16 protein-coding genes are annotated in these 16,863 nt (G+C 70.2%); 9 read left to right on the top strand and 7 right to left on the bottom strand.

The features are described from left to right. The first annotated feature begins 22 nt into the window (after positions 1 to 22). The 4 genes from EPAKOI_RS22850 to EPAKOI_RS22835 are packed head-to-tail and all read left to right on the top strand — an operon-like array spanning position 23 to position 4,809. Positions 23 to 1,141 (top strand): AI-2E family transporter, encoded by a 1,119-nt coding sequence (locus EPAKOI_RS22850; protein ID WP_423193782.1) that lies wholly within the window; start codon positions 23 to 25, stop codon positions 1,139 to 1,141. 2 nt (positions 1,142 to 1,143) lie between these two features. Then, positions 1,144 to 2,646 carry an efflux transporter outer membrane subunit gene (locus EPAKOI_RS22845; protein WP_423193781.1) on the top strand — a complete coding sequence of 501 codons (1,503 nt, stop codon included), beginning with the start codon at positions 1,144 to 1,146 and terminating at the stop codon, positions 2,644 to 2,646. After that, complete coding sequence (locus EPAKOI_RS22840; protein WP_313838713.1) at positions 2,643 to 3,788, top strand: HlyD family secretion protein; 1,146 nt, start codon at positions 2,643 to 2,645, stop codon at positions 3,786 to 3,788. Before EPAKOI_RS22845 ends, EPAKOI_RS22840 begins: the two co-directional genes overlap by 4 nt. After that, positions 3,778 to 4,809, top strand: a complete 1,032-nt coding sequence (locus EPAKOI_RS22835) for a DUF2955 domain-containing protein (RefSeq protein ID WP_313838714.1) — start codon at positions 3,778 to 3,780, stop codon at positions 4,807 to 4,809. Before EPAKOI_RS22840 ends, EPAKOI_RS22835 begins: the two co-directional genes overlap by 11 nt. A gap of 7 nt (positions 4,810 to 4,816) precedes the next feature. On the opposite strand, the gene EPAKOI_RS22830 is transcribed toward EPAKOI_RS22835, so the two are convergent. Continuing rightward, complete coding sequence (locus tag EPAKOI_RS22830; RefSeq protein ID WP_423193780.1) at positions 4,817 to 5,818, bottom strand: AraC family transcriptional regulator; 1,002 nt, start codon at positions 5,816 to 5,818, stop codon at positions 4,817 to 4,819. 187 nt (positions 5,819 to 6,005) lie between these two features. Between EPAKOI_RS22830 and EPAKOI_RS22825 the strand changes: the two genes are divergently transcribed. From EPAKOI_RS22825 to EPAKOI_RS22815, 3 genes are read left to right on the top strand one after another with little or no spacing between them, the layout of a single operon-like run. Then, positions 6,006 to 6,986, top strand: coding sequence for a quinone oxidoreductase family protein (locus EPAKOI_RS22825; RefSeq protein WP_124686061.1), 981 nt, complete (start codon positions 6,006 to 6,008; stop codon positions 6,984 to 6,986). Between the two features lie 9 nt (positions 6,987 to 6,995). Then, a complete protein-coding gene (locus tag EPAKOI_RS22820) occupies positions 6,996 to 7,844 on the top strand; it encodes a TauD/TfdA dioxygenase family protein (RefSeq protein ID WP_313838719.1) in 849 nt (282 codons plus the stop codon). A 21-nt stretch (positions 7,845 to 7,865) separates the two neighbouring features. Next, on the top strand, positions 7,866 to 9,518 hold the full coding sequence (locus EPAKOI_RS22815; protein ID WP_423193779.1) for a fatty acid--CoA ligase: 1,653 nt from the start codon (positions 7,866 to 7,868) through the stop codon (positions 9,516 to 9,518). Positions 9,519 to 9,588: 70 nt separating this feature from the next. Here EPAKOI_RS22815 and EPAKOI_RS22810 read toward each other — a convergent pair whose 3' ends face one another. After that, positions 9,589 to 10,251: a LysE/ArgO family amino acid transporter gene (locus EPAKOI_RS22810; protein ID WP_423193778.1), complete on the bottom strand. Its 663-nt coding sequence runs from the start codon at positions 10,249 to 10,251 to the stop codon at positions 9,589 to 9,591. A gap of 73 nt (positions 10,252 to 10,324) precedes the next feature. Between EPAKOI_RS22810 and EPAKOI_RS22805 the strand changes: the two genes are divergently transcribed. Then, positions 10,325 to 11,221 carry a LysR family transcriptional regulator ArgP gene (locus EPAKOI_RS22805; RefSeq protein ID WP_423193777.1) on the top strand — a complete coding sequence of 299 codons (897 nt, stop codon included), beginning with the start codon at positions 10,325 to 10,327 and terminating at the stop codon, positions 11,219 to 11,221. 51 nt (positions 11,222 to 11,272) lie between these two features. Here the strand turns inward: EPAKOI_RS22805 and EPAKOI_RS22800 are convergent, their stop codons facing one another. The 3 genes from EPAKOI_RS22800 to EPAKOI_RS22790 form a co-directional block, all read right to left on the bottom strand. Then, a complete protein-coding gene (locus tag EPAKOI_RS22800) occupies positions 11,273 to 12,250 on the bottom strand; it encodes a tripartite tricarboxylate transporter substrate binding protein (protein WP_423193776.1) in 978 nt (325 codons plus the stop codon). Positions 12,251 to 12,390: 140 nt separating this feature from the next. Next, entirely contained in the window at positions 12,391 to 12,597 is a 207-nt protein-coding gene (locus EPAKOI_RS22795; RefSeq protein WP_313838726.1) for a DUF1289 domain-containing protein, read from the bottom strand. Positions 12,598 to 12,623: 26 nt separating this feature from the next. Beyond that, entirely contained in the window at positions 12,624 to 13,682 is a 1,059-nt protein-coding gene (locus EPAKOI_RS22790; protein WP_124686068.1) for a 3-keto-5-aminohexanoate cleavage protein, read from the bottom strand. A gap of 117 nt (positions 13,683 to 13,799) precedes the next feature. Here EPAKOI_RS22790 and EPAKOI_RS22785 point away from each other — a divergent pair, with 117 nt between their 5' ends. Next, a complete protein-coding gene (locus EPAKOI_RS22785; protein ID WP_423193775.1) occupies positions 13,800 to 14,819 on the top strand; it encodes an AraC family transcriptional regulator in 1,020 nt (339 codons plus the stop codon). Positions 14,820 to 14,941: 122 nt separating this feature from the next. Here the strand turns inward: EPAKOI_RS22785 and EPAKOI_RS22780 are convergent, their stop codons facing one another. Next, complete coding sequence (locus tag EPAKOI_RS22780; protein ID WP_124686070.1) at positions 14,942 to 16,105, bottom strand: porin; 1,164 nt, start codon at positions 16,103 to 16,105, stop codon at positions 14,942 to 14,944. A gap of 95 nt (positions 16,106 to 16,200) precedes the next feature. Further along, positions 16,201 to 16,797, bottom strand: a complete 597-nt coding sequence (locus EPAKOI_RS22775) for an RBBP9/YdeN family alpha/beta hydrolase (protein WP_423194563.1) — start codon at positions 16,795 to 16,797, stop codon at positions 16,201 to 16,203. Between the last annotated feature and the right edge of the window lie 66 nt (positions 16,798 to 16,863).

Here is a 16,863-nt window from a genome sequence, read left to right as displayed (position 1 = left end):
GGGCGGACAACGGAGTCATACGATGCTGCAAGCGCCGTATTCCACCGCGACCGTGTCGCGCACGCTGATCGATTCGCTGATCCGGTTCGGCCTCGTGGCGCTGCTGGCCACGTTCTGCTTCCAGATCTTCCGGCCGTTCATGAACCTGCTGGTCTGGTCCGTGATCCTGGCCATCACGCTCTATCCGCTGCAGGTGCGGCTGCGCGGCCGGGTGTTTGCCGGCGATGGCCGCACCGCCACGCTGATCATCGTGCTGGTCATCGCCATCGTGCTGGTGCCCACCTACCTGCTGGGCACGGCGCTGATCGAATCGATGGAGCAGGCGATGGCGATTGCCCGGCGCGGCGAATTCCATATCCCCCCGCCCCCGGAGGCGCTGGCCGGCTGGCCGCTGGTGGGGCGCCGGCTACACGACGCCTGGGCCATGGCCGCTACCGACGCGGCCAGCCTGATGGAAAGGCTCGGCCCGCAGATCAAGGCGGCCAGCCTGACGGTGCTGGGCGCCATCGGCGGCGTGGGCGTGGGGCTGCTGGTCTTTGTGGGCGCGCTGATCATCGCCGGCATCATCATGGCCTACGGCGAGCAGGGCACGCGCAGCGCCGTGCGCATCGCGACGCGCATCACGGGGCCGGAGCGGGGCCCGCGCCTCACGGCGCTCTGCACGGCCACGATCCGGGCCGTGGCGCAGGGCGTGGTGGGCATCGCGTTTATCCAGATGCTGCTGATTGGCGTGGCGTTCGTGCTCAAGGGCGTGCCCGGCGCGGGGCTGCTGGCGCTGGCGGTGCTGCTGCTGGGCATCATGCAGTTGCCGGCCACGCTGATCACGATTCCGGTGATCCTGCTGGTTTTTGCGTCCGAAGGCGCCAGCGCCACCAATATCGTCTTTGCCATCTACGTGTTCATCGCCGGGCTGGCCGACAACGTGCTCAAGCCGCTGATGCTGGGCCGGGGCGTGGATGTGCCGATGCCGGTGATCCTGGTGGGCGCGCTGGGCGGCATGGTCACGGGCGGCGTGATCGGGCTGTTCATCGGGCCCATCGTGCTGGCGGTGGGCTACCAGTTGTTCTGGCAGTGGGTGGACGAGCCGCTGCCGCGCATCGAAGCGGAGCCGCGCAGCAACGCCGACATCACCGGAGGCTAGCCGTGGCCGCGCGTGCCGGCGCCTGGCTGGCAACCGCCGCGCTGCTGGGTGCCTGCGCCCGCGTGGGCCCGGACTTCCAGCCACAGCCAGAGGCGTGGAGCGCTGGCTGGCGCAGCGACGCCATCGAGCAGGTCAGCACGCAGCAGGCCGAGCCGGACCTGCGGCAGTGGTGGCAGGTGTTCGGCGACCCGGTGCTGGAGGCGCTGATGGCCGAGGCCGATGCCGGCAACGCCGACGTCAAGGTGGCCGGGCTGCGCGTGATGGAGGCGCGCGCCCAGCTGGGCATGGCGCTGGCGGGCCGCTATCCGCAGATGCAGCAGGCCAGCGCCGCCGCGCTGTACGTGAACAGTCGCCAGTCGGGGCCCACGGCGCAGACCAGCCGGCTCTGGGAGTACAGCGCGGGCGTCGACATCGGCTGGGAACTCGACTTCTGGGGCCGCTTTGCGCGGGCCATCGAGTCGGCGGACGCCGCGTACTTCGCGGCCCAGGCCAACCGCGAGGCGGTGCTGGTGCTACTGCACGCGCAGGTGGCCAACACCTACTTTGCGCTGCGCACGGCGGAGGCGCGGCTGCGCATCGCGCGGGACAACGCACGGCTGCAGCACCGCAGCTTCGAGATCACCGAGCGGCTGTTCAAGGGCGGCGAGAGCGACGAGCTCGATTTCCAGCAGGCACGCACGCAGTACCTGGGCACGCTGAGCAGCATTCCGGAGTTCGAGAACCAGATCGCGCAGGCCCGCAACGCGCTTGGCGTGCTGCTGGGCCGTCCGCCGGGGTCGCTGCCGGAACTGGCCGATGCCGGCGCGCGCGAGGGCGTGCTGCCGCTGATCGACCGCGCGGTGCTGCAGGACGTGCCGGCCAGCCTGCTGCTGCGCCGGCCCGACATCCGCGCCGCCGAATGGCGCGTGGCCGCGCAGTCGGCCCAGATTGGCGTGGCGCGGGCCGACCTGTATCCGTCGGTGTCGCTGATCGGCAGCATCGGCTGGTCGGCCACGTCGCTGCCCGGCACGCAGAACGGCCTGCTGCTGGTGGGCGGCCCCAGCGTGCGCTGGAACATCTTCGACTACGGCCGCATCGTCAACAACGTGCGCGTGCAGGACGCGCGGCTGCAGCAGTTGATCGTCGACTACCAGGCCGCAGTCCGGCAGGCGGCGCGCGAGGCCGACGACGCGGCCAGCGGGCTGATCCGGGCGCTGCAGCGCGAGCGGATACTGGGCGAGGCGGCGGTATCGGCCGAGCGTTCGCTGTCGCTGGCCAACACCGTGTTCCGCGAGGGCTATTCGGACTTCCAGCGCGTGCTGGACGCGCAGCGCGCGCTGTTCGCGCAGCAGGATGGCTACCTGGTCAATCGTGGCAACGCCGTGAACTACCTGATCGCGCTGTACAAGTCGCTGGGCGGCGGCTGGGACACGCCGGTGCCGCTGGTGGATGCCGGCACGCGCGCGCAGATGCGCCAGCGCACCAACTGGGGCAACCTGCTGGATGAGGTGCCGTCGCCGCCATGAACGATCGCGCCGATCCCGCCGCCGCGCCGCCGCAGGCGGCCCCCACTCAGGACGCCCCGCCGCCCCCGCCGCGCGATCCGTCGCGCAAGGCCGTGCGCGGGATCGTCGCGCTGATCGTGCTGACCCTGGCGTGGTACCTGCTGGCCGACCGGCTGACGCCCTACACCCAGCAGGCGCGCGTGCAGGCGTTCGTGATTCCGGTGGCGTCCGAAGTATCGGGCCGCGTCACGCGCGTGTACGTGCGCAACAACCAGAACGTGGCGGCCGGCACGGTGCTGTTCGACGTCGATCCGCAGCACTACCGGATCGCGCTGGACCGCGCCCGCGCGGACCTGGAATCGACGCGGCGGCAGATTGGCGCCAACACGGCCGGCATCGATGCGGCGCGGGCGTCGCTGCGCGCGGCGCAGGCCAACGAGCTCAAGGCGCGGCAGGACAGCGAGCGGCTGGAGCGGCTGTATCGCGAGGACCCCGGCACGGTGTCGGTGCGGCGGCTGGAGGTGGCGCGCGCCACGCATACGCAGGCCGTGAGCCAGGTGGCGGCGGCGCGTGCCGAGGTGGAACGCGCGCGCGAGCAGCAGGGCGGCGGCGACGACGACAACGCCAAGCTGCGCAGCGCCGCGGCGGCCGTGGAAAAAGCCGAGCTCGACATGGCCAACGCGCAGGTGCGCGCGCGCACGGCCGGGCTGGTCACCGACCTGCGCACCGAGGCCGGCCTGTACGCGGCGGCCGGCAGCCCGGTCATGACGCTGATCGCCATCCACGACGTATGGATCAGCGCCGACATGACCGAGAACAACCTTGGCCACCTGGCGCCCGGCACGCCGGTCGGTATCGTGCTGGACGCGCTGCCCGGCCGGGTGCTGAGCGGCAAGGTGCGCAGCATCGGCTACGGCATCAGCGCCGGCCAGCCCGCGCCGCCGGGCGGGTTGCCCACCGTGCAGAACAGCCGCGACTGGCTGCGGCCCGCGCAGCGCTTTCCGGTCATCGTCGACATCGATCCCGGCCAGCTCGATACGCTGCGCGGCATCCGCGTGGGCGGGCAGGCCGAGGTGATGGCGTTTCCGCGCGATGGCAACCCGCTGAACCTGCTGGGCCGCGCGTTTCTGCGCGTGATGAGCTGGATGTCCTATGTCTACTGACGCGGCCGCCGCGCCGGCCCTGCGCGCCGCCATGGCCCGCCGCGCGCTGCGGCTGGCGCTGGGCACGGCGGGCTGCCTGGCCGTCAGCTTCGGCCTGCAATGGCCGGTGCCCGTCATGGCGCCGGTGCTGGCCGTGTTCGTCTTTGCCGCGCTGGACCGGCCGCTGCCGCTCAAGGCCGGGCTGGGGCTGGCACTGGTGGTGATGCTGGCCACGGGCAGCGGGCTGCTGCTGGTGCCGTTCCTGCGCCATGCGCCGGCCGCCGGCGTGCTGATGGCGGCCCTGTGCCTGTTTCTGGCGTTCCGCTATGGCCTGCGCGGTGGCAACGGGCTGGTGTCGACGTTCGTCGTGGCCGGGGTCACGCTGATTGCGGCGGCCGGCACGGCCAGCGGCGCGCTGGCGCTGACGGTGATCGGCGCGCTGACACAGGGGCTCACTGCGGCGGTGCTGGCGCTGGGCGCCTGCCATGCGCTGGTGCCCGAGCATGGCGCGCCGGCCCCGCGCCCGCCGCCGCGCGCCGTGCCGGACGCGGACCGTATCGCCTGGCGCGCCACGCTGGTGGTGATGCCGCCGTTCCTGCTGGCGCTGTCGGACCCGGCCGCCTATCTGCCGATCATCATGAAGGCTGTCAGCCTGGGCCGGCAGAGCTGCACCACGGCGCGCGGCGCGGCGCTGGAGCTGGTGGGCTCCACGCTGATGGGCGGGCTGCTGGCCATCGCGTGCTGGCTGGCGCTGGGGCTCTTCGTCCATCTGTGGATGTTCTTCCTGTGGATGGCGCTGTTCGCGCTGCTGGTGGCGCGCCGGCTGTTCCGCGTGGCGCCCACGGCGCTGTCGCCGGGATTCTGGCTCAACAGCCTCGTGACGATGATCATCCTGCTCGGCCAGTCCGTGGCTGACAGCGCGGCGGGCAAGGACGTCTACCAGGCGTTCATGGTGCGCATGGGCCTGTTCGTGGCCGTGTCGCTCTATGCCTGGCTGATGCTGGCGCTGCTGGACCGCCCGCGCGCCGTGGCCGCCGCATAAGGCTGCATCAGGGCCGTCCGCCATGGCGCCGGCGCCACGCAATCGGCGCCTCGCCGAACTGCGCGGAGAACCAGCGCGAGAACGACGCCGCCGAGCCGTAGCCCAGCAGCCCCGACACGCGCAGCAGCGAATAGTCGGGATTGGCGACGTAGCGCAGCGCCAGGTCGCGCCGCACCGTGTTGACGATGTCGGTGAACGACTCGCCCGACGCGTCGAGCTGGCGCTGCATCGTGCGCAGGCTCAGTCCCAGGCCCTGCGCCACGGCGTCGGCGGTGGCGCGGCCCATCGGCAGCATCAGGTAGACGGCATTGCGGACTTCGCGCCCGATGGAGGCGTCGTTGACGCGCGGCAGCGTTTCCACCACCCGCTCTGCGTGGCGCGCCATGGCCGGGTTGCCGGTGGGATTGGGCGCCGACAGGTCTTCCGCCGCGCAGACGATGCCGTTGAACTCGCTGCCGAACGCCAGCGGGCAGCCGAACAGCCGGCGATGCACCTGCGTGTCCTGCGGCGCCGTGTGCGTGAAGTGCACGCCCACCGGATGCCACTGCGGCCCCAGCAGCGCGCGGCAGAGCCGGAACACCACGCCGATGGCCAGCTCCGTGGCCTGCCGAGACGGCGTATCGAGCACCACTTCCTGGCGGATCACCGCCACCCGGCCGGTCGTCTCCAGCAGGATCGCCACCGACTCGTTGACCAGGTGACGGTAGCGGATGATCGTTTCCAGCGCGTCGCGCAGCGTGGCTTGCTGGCTGATCAGCAGGCTCATCACGCCGAAATCCGAAAGCTGGCGCGATTCCGCCATGCGCAGGCCGAAGGTGGGGCACGTGGCGGCCTGGGCGGCACTTTCCAGCAGCGCGGCGCAGGCTTCGGCGGGGATGCGCTGCTCCGGATCGGTCAGCAGCGCCTGGGTCAGGCGCGCGCCGCGCAGCAGCGGCAGCGGGTTGATGCCGAGGTCGCGCGCGACGTCGAAGAAGTTGGTCAGCGCGGCCGCGCGCACCAGGGTTTTCACGGGGGTCTCCTGTTGGGACGTGCGCCGCATGCGTGGCCGCGGCGCATCGTTGCCGCGATGATAGGTGCCCGTGGCATGAAATGCAAAGTCGCTGGATGGCCGTGCAAAGCAGCGGGGGCCGCGCGCTTCTAGATTGTCGACATGGCGGCGCAGATCGTGCCGCCAGCCGAATTTGGAGACGATCCCCATGGCAAAGGCAGTGCGCATGTATGAAACCGGCGGGCCCGAGGTGCTTCGCTACGAAGACGCGGAAGTGGGCGAGCCGGGTGCCGGCCAGGTCCGTATCCGCCACGTGGCGGTGGGCCTCAACTACGCGGACACGTACTTCCGCAACGGTACCTATCCCGTGCCGCTGCCGGCCGGCATGGGCGTCGAGGCGGCAGGCGTGGTGCAGGCCATCGGCCCGGGCGTGACCAACGTGGCCGTGGGCGACCGCGTGACCTACACCGGCTTTGTCAACACGCTGGGCGCGTACAGCACCGAGCGCCTGGTGCCGGCCGCGCCGCTGATCCGGCTGCCGGAAAGCATCGGCTTCGAGACCGCCGCGGCCATGACCATGCGCGGGCTGACGTCGGCCTACCTGATGCGCCGCATCCACACGTTCCGCAAGGGCGACACGATCCTGCTGCACGCGGCGGCCGGCGGCGTGGGGCTGATTGTGTCGCAGTGGGCGCGCCTGCTGGGGCTGAACGTGATCGGCACCGTTTCCACCGAGGAAAAAGGCGAGGTGGCGCGCGCCCATGGCTGCCAGCACATCATCAACTACAGCCACGAGGACGTGGCGGCCCGCGTGCGCGAGATTACCGATGGCGTGGGCGCCAACGTGGTGTTCGACAGCGTGGGCAAGAGCACCTTCATGGCGTCGCTGGATTCGCTCAAGCGGCGCGGCCTGCTGGTGTGCGTGGGCACGGCGTCGGGCCCGGTGCCGCCGTTCGACCCGGTGCTGCTGGCGATGAAGGGATCGGTCTACGTGACCCGTCCCGCGCTGGCCGACTACATCGCCGATCCGGCCGAGAAGGCCGAGCTGGCCGGCGAGCTGTTCGACCACGTGGGCGCCGGCCGCATCCGCATCGAGATCCACCAGCGCTACGCGCTGCAGGACGCGGTGCAGGCCCACCGGGACCTGGAGTCGCGCAAGACCACGGGTTCGTCGATCTTCGTCATCTAAGGAGCCGCCATGCAAGTCCGACAACTGAGCTGTGCCCTGGGCGCCGAACTGCAGGGCGTGGACCTGGCCGATGCCGTCCGCAGCGACGACCTGTTTGGCGAGATCCGCGCGCTGCTGCTGAAGCACCGCGTGCTGTTCCTGCGCAACCAGCAGTTCAGCCGCGCCGAGCATGTGGCGTTTGCGCGCCGCTTTGGCGAGCTGGAGGACCACCCGGTGGCCGGCAGCGACCCCGAGCATCCGGGCCTGGTACGCATCTACAAGTCGCCCGACCAGCCGAACGACCGCTACGAGAACTGCTGGCATGCCGACACCACGTGGCGCGAGGCGCCTCAGTTTGGCGCGGTGCTGCGCTGCGTGGAATGCCCGCCCGTGGGCGGCGACACGATGTGGGCCAACATGGCGCTGGCCTACGAGCGGCTGCCTGACACGGTGAAGGCCCAGATTGCCGACCTGCGCGCGCGCCACAGCATCGAGGCCAGCTTTGGCGCGGCCATGCCGATCGAGAAGCGGCTGGCGCTGAAGGCCCAGTACCCCGACGCCGAGCACCCGGTGGTGCGCACCCATCCCGACACCGGCGAGAAGGTGCTCTACGTGAACGGCTTCACCACGCATTTCACCAACTACCACACGCCCGGGCGCGTGCGGTTCGGCCAGGACGCCAACCCCGGCGCGGCCGACCTGCTGCGCTACCTGGTGTCGCAGGCGTACATCCCCGAGTTCCAGGTGCGCTGGCGCTGGGAACCGAACAGCGTGGCGATCTGGGACAACACGGCCACCCAGCACTACGCGGTGATGGACTACGCGCCGTGCCACCGCAAGATGGAGCGCGCCGGCATCATCGGCAGCGTGCCTTACTGAAGTTTGAAAGGAAACACAGGCATGAGAGACCAGAATCTCGTCGTGACGACCCCTTCGGCATACGCCTACCCGCTGCTGGTCAAGCAGCTGCTGACCAACGCAATGAGCCTGTATGGCGACCAGGAGATCAGCTACCGGGGCGAGATGCGCTACACGTACCGCGACTTTCACGCGCGGCTGGGCCGGCTGGCCGGCGCGCTGGCGTCGCTGGGCGTGCGCCATGGCAGCACCGTGGCCGTGATGGACTGGGACAGCCATCGCTACCTGGAGTGCTACTTCGGCGTGCCGATGATGGGCGCCACGCTGTTCACGGTGAACGTGCGGCTGTCGCCGCAGCAGATCCTGTACACGCTCAACGACGCCGGCGCCGACGTGGTGCTGGTGCATCCGGACTTCCTGCCCGTGCTGGCGCAGATAAGCGACGGGCTGGTGCGCCAGCCGCGCCTGGTGCTGATGGCCGACGGACAGGACGTGCCGCCGGGCCCGCTGGCGTTCGACGGCGAGTACGAGGCCATGCTGGCCGCCGCGCCGGACGGCTACGACTTTCCGGACTTCGACGAGCGCACCAAGGCCACCACGTTCTACACCACGGGCACCACGGGCGACCCCAAGGGCGTCTGCTACAGCCACCGCGACATCGTGCTGCACACGCTGACGGCGGCCACCAGCCTGTGCGCGCCGCGCGAAGGCCAGCGCATGCACCGGGAAGACGTGTACATGCCGATCACGCCGATGTTCCACGTGATGGCGTGGGGCATGCCGTACGTAGCCATCATGCTCGGCCTGCGCACGGTGCTGCCGGGCCGCTACGTGCCGGCCGCGCTGCTGGCGCTGCGCGAAGCGGAAAAGGTGACGTTCTCGCACTGCGTGCCGACGATCCTGCAGATGCTGCTGCAGGCGGCCGGCGAAGGGCAGCACAACCTGTGGGGCTGGAAGATGATCATCGGCGGTTCGGCCCTGCCGCCGGTGCTGTGCGAGGCGGCGCTGGCGCGCGGCATCGACATCTTTGCCGGCTACGGCATGTCCGAGACCGGCCCGATCGTGGCGCTGGCCCAGTTGCCGCCGGGCTACGTGGCGGGCAGCCGCGAGGAAGAAGTGGCGCTGCGCTGCGCCACGGGCCGGCCGGTGCCGCTGGCGGACTTCCGCGTCGTCGGCCCCGACATGCGCGAGGTGCCGCACGACGGCAAGGCGCAGGGCGAGATCGTGCTGCGCGCGCCGTACCTGACGAAGTCGTACTTCCGCAAGCCGTCGGCGTCGGAGGAGCTGTGGGCCGATGGCTACCTGCACACGCAGGACGTGGCGGTGATGGGGCCGGACGGCTTCGTGCAGATCGTCGACCGGCTCAAGGACGTGATCAAGACGGGCGGCGAATGGGTGTCGTCGATCGAGATCGAGAACCTCGTGACGCAGGTGGCGGGCGTGCAGGAATGCGCGGTGATCGGCGTGCCCGACGCGCGCTGGGGCGAGCGGCCGATGGCCTACGTGGTGCGGCAGGCGGGCGTGGAGGTGGACGCGCAGCAGATCCGCACGGCGCTGCTGGACCATGTGGCAACGCAGCGGCTCAGCAAGTTCGCGGTGCCCGAATCGGACCGGATCGCCTTTGTGGCGGCGATTCCCAAGACCAGCGTCGGCAAGATTGACAAGAAGCTGCTGCGGGAACGCAAGGCAGCCTGAGGCGAGAAGGAAAGGGAAACTTGGATGCCGCCCGGCCAGCCGGGCGGTTTTTTTTATTGGCGCGGGCCGGTCAGACCAGCGTCCGGAACGCGCCCAGCGCGTGGTGGGCCAGCAGCGCGGCCAGCACCAGCATCGTGATGCCAATCAGCCGGTCCAGCACCTGCCACGCGCGGGGGCTGGCAAACCACGGCGCCAGCCAGCGCGCGCCAAAGCCCAGCGCGCCGAACCACAGCAGGCTGCCGCAACTGGCGCCGGCCACGAACCACGTGCGCATCGGCGCGGGATGCTGGGCGCCGATGCTGCCCACCAGCAGCACGGTGTCCAGGTAGACGTGGGGATTGAGCAGCGTGAAGGCCAGCGCCTGGGCCAGTACCGCGCCACGGCTGGCGTTGCCGGCGGCCTGCGCGGTCTGCATCGCGTGCTGCTGCCGCGCGCGGCGCCACGCGCGCCAGCCGTAGTACGCCAGGAAGACGGCGCCCGCGAGCGCCAGCGTGGCCGCCAGCGCGGGGCGGTCCCCCAGCGCCTGGGCCATGCCCATCACGCCGGCGGCGATCAGCAGCGCGTCGGCCAGCGCACACAGCAGCACCACGCTGCCCACGTGCTCGCGCCGCAGCCCCTGGCGCAGCACGAACGCATTCTGGGCGCCGATGGCGACGATCAGGCCGAGGCTCAGTGCCAGGCCCTGGAACAGGACGGCGAGGCCGGGGGATGGGGTGGCGGCGATGGCTAGCATGGCGCGCAGCTTGCCATCATGGCGCCGTGAAGACAAACTAAACCATCTTCATCCACATTAGCCAGGCTAAATCATGCTCGACTACGCCGCGCTGTCCGCGCTGGCCGCCGTGGTGCGCGAGGGCAGCTTCGAGCGCGCCGCCCGGGCGCTGCACGTGACCCCTTCGGCAATTTCGCAGCGCATCCGCATGCTGGAGGAGCGCGTGGGCTGCGCGCTGGTGATCCGCGACACACCATGCCGCGCCACGGAGACCGGGCGCCGGCTGTGCCAGCACGTGGACCATGTGCGGCTGCTCGAACAGGAATTGCACGATGCGCTGCCCGCGCTGGCGCCCGACGGCACGTCGCGCGTGCCGCTGCCCGTGGCGGTCAATGCCGACAGCCTGGCGACGTGGCTGGCCGATCCGCTGGCCACGTTCGCGGCGCGGCACGCGGTGCTGATGGATGTGTCGGTCGACGACCAGGACCATACGACCGAGTGGCTGCGCAGCGGCGCGGTGCTGGCCGCCGTGACCGCCACGGCGCGGCCGGCGGCGGGCTGCAACAGCCGGCCGCTCGGGGCGATGCGCTACGTGGCGGCGGCCAGTCCGGCGTTCATGGCGCGCTATTTCCCGGATGGGGTGGGCGCCGGCAGCCTGGCCAGCGCCCCGAGCCTGGTCTTCAACGGCAAGGACGAATTGCAGGCGCGCTGGGCCAGCCGGCTATGCCACCGGACGGTGGCGCTGCCGCGGCATATGCTGCCGTCGTCGCACGCGTTCGTGACGGCGGCGCTGGCCGGCATGGGGTGGGGCATGCATCCCCAGCTGATGATCGCGCCGCACCTGAAGCGCGGCACGCTGGTGGAACTGGTGCCGGAGACGCCGCTGGACGTGGCGCTGCACTGGCAGCATGCGCGCGCGGCGTCGGCACTGCTGGAGGGGCTGGGCAACGAGGTGCTGGCCGCCGCCCGCCGCGCGCTGCTGCCGCTGTGACGGACGCGTAGCGCGGCGTGGCGAACTGGGGTAATGGCCCCGGCGGCGCCGTTACGGCTTGATGTGGAAGGTCTTGACGATGCCGGCGTTGCGGTCAAACTCGGCGTGCAGCGACTGGTTCAGGTCCTGCAGCGACTGGGCCGGCATCGGCTCGTAGCCCAGCGCCTCCAGCCGCTGGCGGACCTTGGGATTGGCCGCCGCCTTGTAGACCGCGCCCTGGATCTTCTGCGCCACGTCGGCCGGCACCTGTGCCGACGCGATCACGCCCACCCAGTTGCTGAAGTCGATGTCGGGGTAGCCCTGCTCGGCGAAGGTCGGCACCTGCGGCAGCAGCGGCGAGCGGGTCTTCGACGCCACCGCGTACGGCTGGAGCTTGCCCGCGCGGATCATTGGCAGCGACGTGACCATGCCGTCATACATCAGCGGGATCTGACCGCCCATGACCTGCGTGAGCGCCGGGCCCGAACCGGGGAACGGCACGTGCTGCAGGTCCATGCCGGCCTCCTGGTTCAGGATCGCGCCGGCGTAGTGCGATGCCGTGCCGGCGCTGTACGACGCGAAGCTGAGCTTGCCGGGATTGGCCTTGGCGTAGGCGATCAGGCTCTTGAGGTCCTTGGCCGGCAGGCTGGGTGTGCCCACCAGCACCATGCGCGAGCGGCCAACGGCCGCCAGCGGCCGGATGTCCTTCATCGTGTCGTACGGCGTTTTCTGGACTTGCGGCACCTCGGTCAGCACGTTGGTGGCGGTGACCATCACGGTATGGCCGTCGGCCGGCGCGGCCAGCATGGTGTTGATGGCGATGGCCCCGCCCCCGCCGGGCTTGTTGTCGACGACCACGGGCTGGCCCAGGTCGGCGGAAAGCTGCTCGGCCAGCAGGCGCGCCATGACGTCCATGGTGCCGCCGGCCGGGGCGGGCACCAGCACGCGCACGGGCTTGGTGGTCCATGCCATCGCGGCAGGCATCGCCAGGGTCAGCAGCGCCGCCAGCGTGGCGCGGCGCAGGAGGAATCGGGCAGGGTGGTTGGGCATCTGTGTCTCCAATATAGGTCTTGTAGGGTGTAAAGGTCCGGACCTGCCCACGTGCGGCGGTAGAGGGTAGTGTCGTGGCGTGAAATCGGCAGGTCCGGTGAAAGCGGCCCCGGCGCGGGCGTCCGGGGCGTTCCGGGCCGTCAGGGCTTGCCGGACGGCCCGGCCCAGCGGCCGCGCCGGGCCGGCAGCGCGGCCAGCACGAAGGCGCGCTGGGCATCGGTCATGCCGTCCCAGAGGCCGATCTCGGTCGAGGTGCGGCCGCATCCCTGGCAGTAACGGCGTGCCGCGTCCATGCGGCAGATGTTGATGCAGGGATTGGCCGGGCGGGGCGGGACGGACTGCGTCATGGCGATGGTGCGTGCAGTGGCCCGCGTCAGGCGGCGCGGCGCAGCGGCAGGTTCTTCTGCCCGGCCTGGCGGTTCGGCAGCATGCCGTGCGCGGCCAGCGTCTCGTCCACACTGTCGTACCACGTGCCGATGCGGTAGATCTCGCGCGCTTCCTTGCCGGTGGCAATCTCGCGGCCCAGTTCATGCGCCACGCGCACGCACTGCTGGATCTGCTGCACGGACGTCATGCGCCGGCCGTGCTGGTCGATGATCGTGTCCTCGATGCCGCAGCGCGGGTGCAGGCCCATGGCCATCGCCATCATGTTGAACGGCAGCACGTTCTTGAGCAGCGACTCGGCGGTCAGCGTGCAGCCGTCCGGCGCGCGATGGATGAAGTTGAAGAAGTTGAACGGGTTGGGGCCGTCAAAGCCGCCGCCGATGCCGATCCACGTCAGGTTCAGCGGGCCCATGTAGGCGCCGGCGCGCACCATGCGCTCCAGCGTTTCAAGCGCGTGGATGCCGGTGAGCTGGAAATGCGGCTGGATGCCCGCGGCCGACAGGCGGCGCAGGTGTTCCTCCACCCAGCCCGGGCCGGCCGGCACGGTCATCTCGCGGTACGCCTCGATGAACGCCGGGTTGGACAGCGACGTGCCCGCCAGGTATTCGGGGTACAGCAGCTCCATGATGTTCATCTGCGTGGTGTTGATGGCCACGGTCACCTGGTCCGGCGCGGGCGTCAGGTCGGCCAGCATGTGGCGCGTGTCGTCCGACAGCCACACGGCGGCCTGGCCCTCGTCCTCGGGCGCGAACGAGATGGAGCCGCCCACCTGGATGATCATGTCGGGCACGGCCTCGCGCACGCCGGCAATCAGCTCGTTGAACTTGGACAGGCGCTTGGACCCCTTGCCGTCCAGCTCGCGCACGTGCAGGTGCAGCACGGTGGCGCCGGCCTGGTAGCAGTCCACGGCCTTCTGCACCTGCTCTTCCATCGTCACGGGGATGTCTTCCGGGAAGTCCTCGGGCATCCACTCGGGGCCGTACGGGGCCACGGTGATGACCACCTTGTCCATGTTCTCGGGGTGCAGGGAATCGTCGAGGAATTGCATGTCGTCTCCTTGTTTGGTCGGTGCGTATCCAGTGCCTGAAGTATCGGCCAACACAGGGCGGCAATTTGACGCTCCGGGACGCTCGATTTACATTTCGGGACAGTCAGGGAAAACACGATGTCCTACTTTCTGCGCAGTGCCAGCCTTACCAACTACGTGGATGTGGCGCGGGCCGTGGGGCTCGATCCGCACCAGATGCTGCGCGCGGCACGCATCAGCCGCAACGCGCTGCTGGACCCCGATATCCGCATTCCGGCCGCGCACGTGGGGCGGCTGCTGGAGGCGTCGGCCAGCGCGGCGCAGGTCGATGATTTCGGGCTGCGCATGGCCGAGCTGCGGCAGTTCTCGAACCTGGGCCCGCTGGCGTTCGTGGTGCGCGAGGAGCCCACGCTGCGGCGCGCGCTGGAATCGATGGTGCGGCACATGAGCCTGCAGAACGAGGCGCTGGCGATGCGGGTGGAAGAAGCCGACGGGCTGGTGCTGATCCGGCTGCAACTGCTGGGCGACGTGCCGGGCCGGCTGCGCCAGGCCACCGAGCTGGCGGCGGGGGTGATGTATCGCATGCTCACGCTGTTCCTGGGCCCGGCGTGGCGGCCGCGCAGCATCTGCTTCACGCATGCGCCGCCAGAAAGCCAGGCGGCCTGCCAGCGCGTGTTCGGCATGCCGGCGCTCTACAACCAGGATTTCGATGGCATCGTCTGCGTGGTGCGCGACCTGGAGGCGCCGCTGCCGTCGTATGACCCGGTGATGGCGCAGCAGGTGAAGCGCTACCTTGGCACACTGCTGGCGCAGTCGAACACCAGCATGGCCGACAAGGTGCGCAAGCTGGTGCACGCGCTGCTGCCCAGCGGCATGTGTTCGGTGGATCGCGTGGCGCAGCAGCTTGGCGTGGACCGCCGCACCGTGCACCGCTGGCTGGAGCAGGAGGGCACCACGTACTCGGCCATCGTCAACGATGCGCGTGCGGGGCTGGCCACGCGCTACATCGAGAACCGGGCGCGGCCGTTGTCGGAGGTGGCGACGCTGCTGGGGTTCTCGTCGCTGAGCGCGTTCTCGCGCTGGTTTGGCGTGCAGTTTGGCTGCAGCGTGTCGAAATGGCGCGCCCAGCACGCCGACGGCGCGGACGCGGCAGGCTGACGGACGACGAAACGAAAAAGGGCCACGCGGGCGGGTGCCTGCGTGGCCAACGAAGCCCCGGCGCCGCCCGGCCGGACGGGTATGCGGCCACCCCGCCCGGACGGCGCCGGTTCGCTGCGCGGTCAGAACTTGTGGCGGATGCCGAGCGCCACGCCCAGCATATTGCTCTGGCCGTTGGCCAGCGCGTAGCTGTTGCCCAGCGACAGGCTGTTGGCGTAGACGGTGCCCAGCGATTCCAGCATCAGCCCGGCGTTCTTCGCATAGGCCGTGGACAGGTAGACGTCCGTGCGCTTGGAGAACGTGTAGTTCGCCACGAACGCCACCTGCCACGGGTTCGGGGCGTTGGTGCCGAACAGGTTCTTCATGTCGTCGTAGTGGTAGGCCAGCGTCAGGCCCACGGCCGGCGTGACCTGGTAGTTGGCGCCGATCCAGTAGTAGTCGTCGCGCTGGATCACCGCGCCGGCCGCGTTCTTGTTCTGGCCCCAGCGGTAGCCGCCCATGATCTTGGCAACGTTGCTGAACGTGTAGCTGGCGCCCACCACGGCCTTGCGCATGGTGCCGCTGCTGGTGCCGATGGTCGGGTTCCACTGGTCGTAGCCGACGGTCAGGCCCAGCGGACCGCTGGCGTAGGCCACGGCGGCACCGTAGGCGGTGTCGCGGCGGAACGCGCCCGGCACCTCGCCGTTGCCGCCGATCGGCGTGGGAATGCCCACCGATGCCGGCAGCGCCAGGCCGGTGCCGAACGACCAGTGCGCCAGCGCGGTGACGGGGCCGAACTGGCCCGTGTACTTGACCGTGTTGTCCTCGCGGAAGTTGGCGCCCGACTGGAGCACCACCGGCTCGTACTGCGTGGCGTAGGCGGTTGGCGAGAAATTGGCCAGGGCCTCGAACATCGACGTGTACTGGCGGCCCAGGCTCAGTTGCCCGATGCCGGCCTTGGTGACGCCGATGAACGCCTGGCGGCCGAACAGTCGCCCGCTCTGCTGCAGCGTGCCGTTGTCCAGGCTGAAGCCGCTTTCCAGCACGAACACGCTCTTCACGCCGCCACCCAGGTCCTCGGTGCCGCGCAGGCCCCAGCGCGACCCGGCCAGGCCGCCCGAATCCATGCGGTAGACCTTGTTGGACGGACCGGGATTGAACCCGTTGGCCGCCGTCGGGATGTTGCCCACGTGGTTGGCGTATTCGATGTTGATGTCCGCCACGCCGTACAGCGTGACGTTGGACTGCGCGAAAGCGCTGCCCGCGCCGGCCAGCGATGCGGCAATGACCATGCCCTTGAGCTTCATGAAACTGTCTCCTCTCTTCTGTTGTCGTGTTTGCGTGTTGCAGCGGTACTTCCCGTCGGAATCGGTACTGCGGTAAGGCGCGTGCCGGCTGGCGCTCAACGGCGGCGTTGCAGCCGCGCCAGCAGCTCTGTCGCGCCGGGCCACGGGCCGAAGCCCGCGGCCGGATTCAGGTGGCCGACCTTGCCCAGGTCGACCAGTTCGCTGCCCCAGTCGCACGCCATGCCGGCCGCGCGCTCGTAGCTGGCCAGCGGGTCGTTGCGGCTGGCGGCCACGATCGTCGGGAACGGCAGCGGCTCGCGCGGGATCGGCAGCCAGCCGCCGAATTCCAGCGAGGTGCGGTCCGGATAGCCGGCCGGCAGCGGGGTTTCCAGGTCGGCCGGCGTGGCCAGCAACGCGCCGATCACCTTGCCCTGCGGCACGCGGTGGTACAGGTGGCGCGCCCAGTGCGCGGCGATCATCACGCCGGCGCTGTGGCAGGCCAGCAGCACGGGGCCGTCGATGGCCAGCAGCGCCTTGTCGAGCGCGACCATGCGCGCGGCACAGCTGAGCTTGTCGTGATCGAGCGGCGGCACGGCGGCCACCTTCTTGCGCGCGGCCAGCAGGTCGTTCTGGAGCAGCGTCTGCCAGTGCTCGGCAACGTGATCGCGCAGGCCGGGCACGATCAGCACGGTGGTATCGGGGGACAGGAACATCGTGTATGGCGTGGTGACTGGATGGGTAGGCACGCCAGCGCGGCCGGCTGCCCGTCGACACGAAGT

This window comes from Cupriavidus sp. H18C2, from assembly GCF_049393795.1.
GTDB classification, from domain to species: domain Bacteria; phylum Pseudomonadota; class Gammaproteobacteria; order Burkholderiales; family Burkholderiaceae; genus Cupriavidus; species Cupriavidus pauculus_C.
This window is presented reverse-complemented; position numbering and strand designations above follow the sequence as displayed.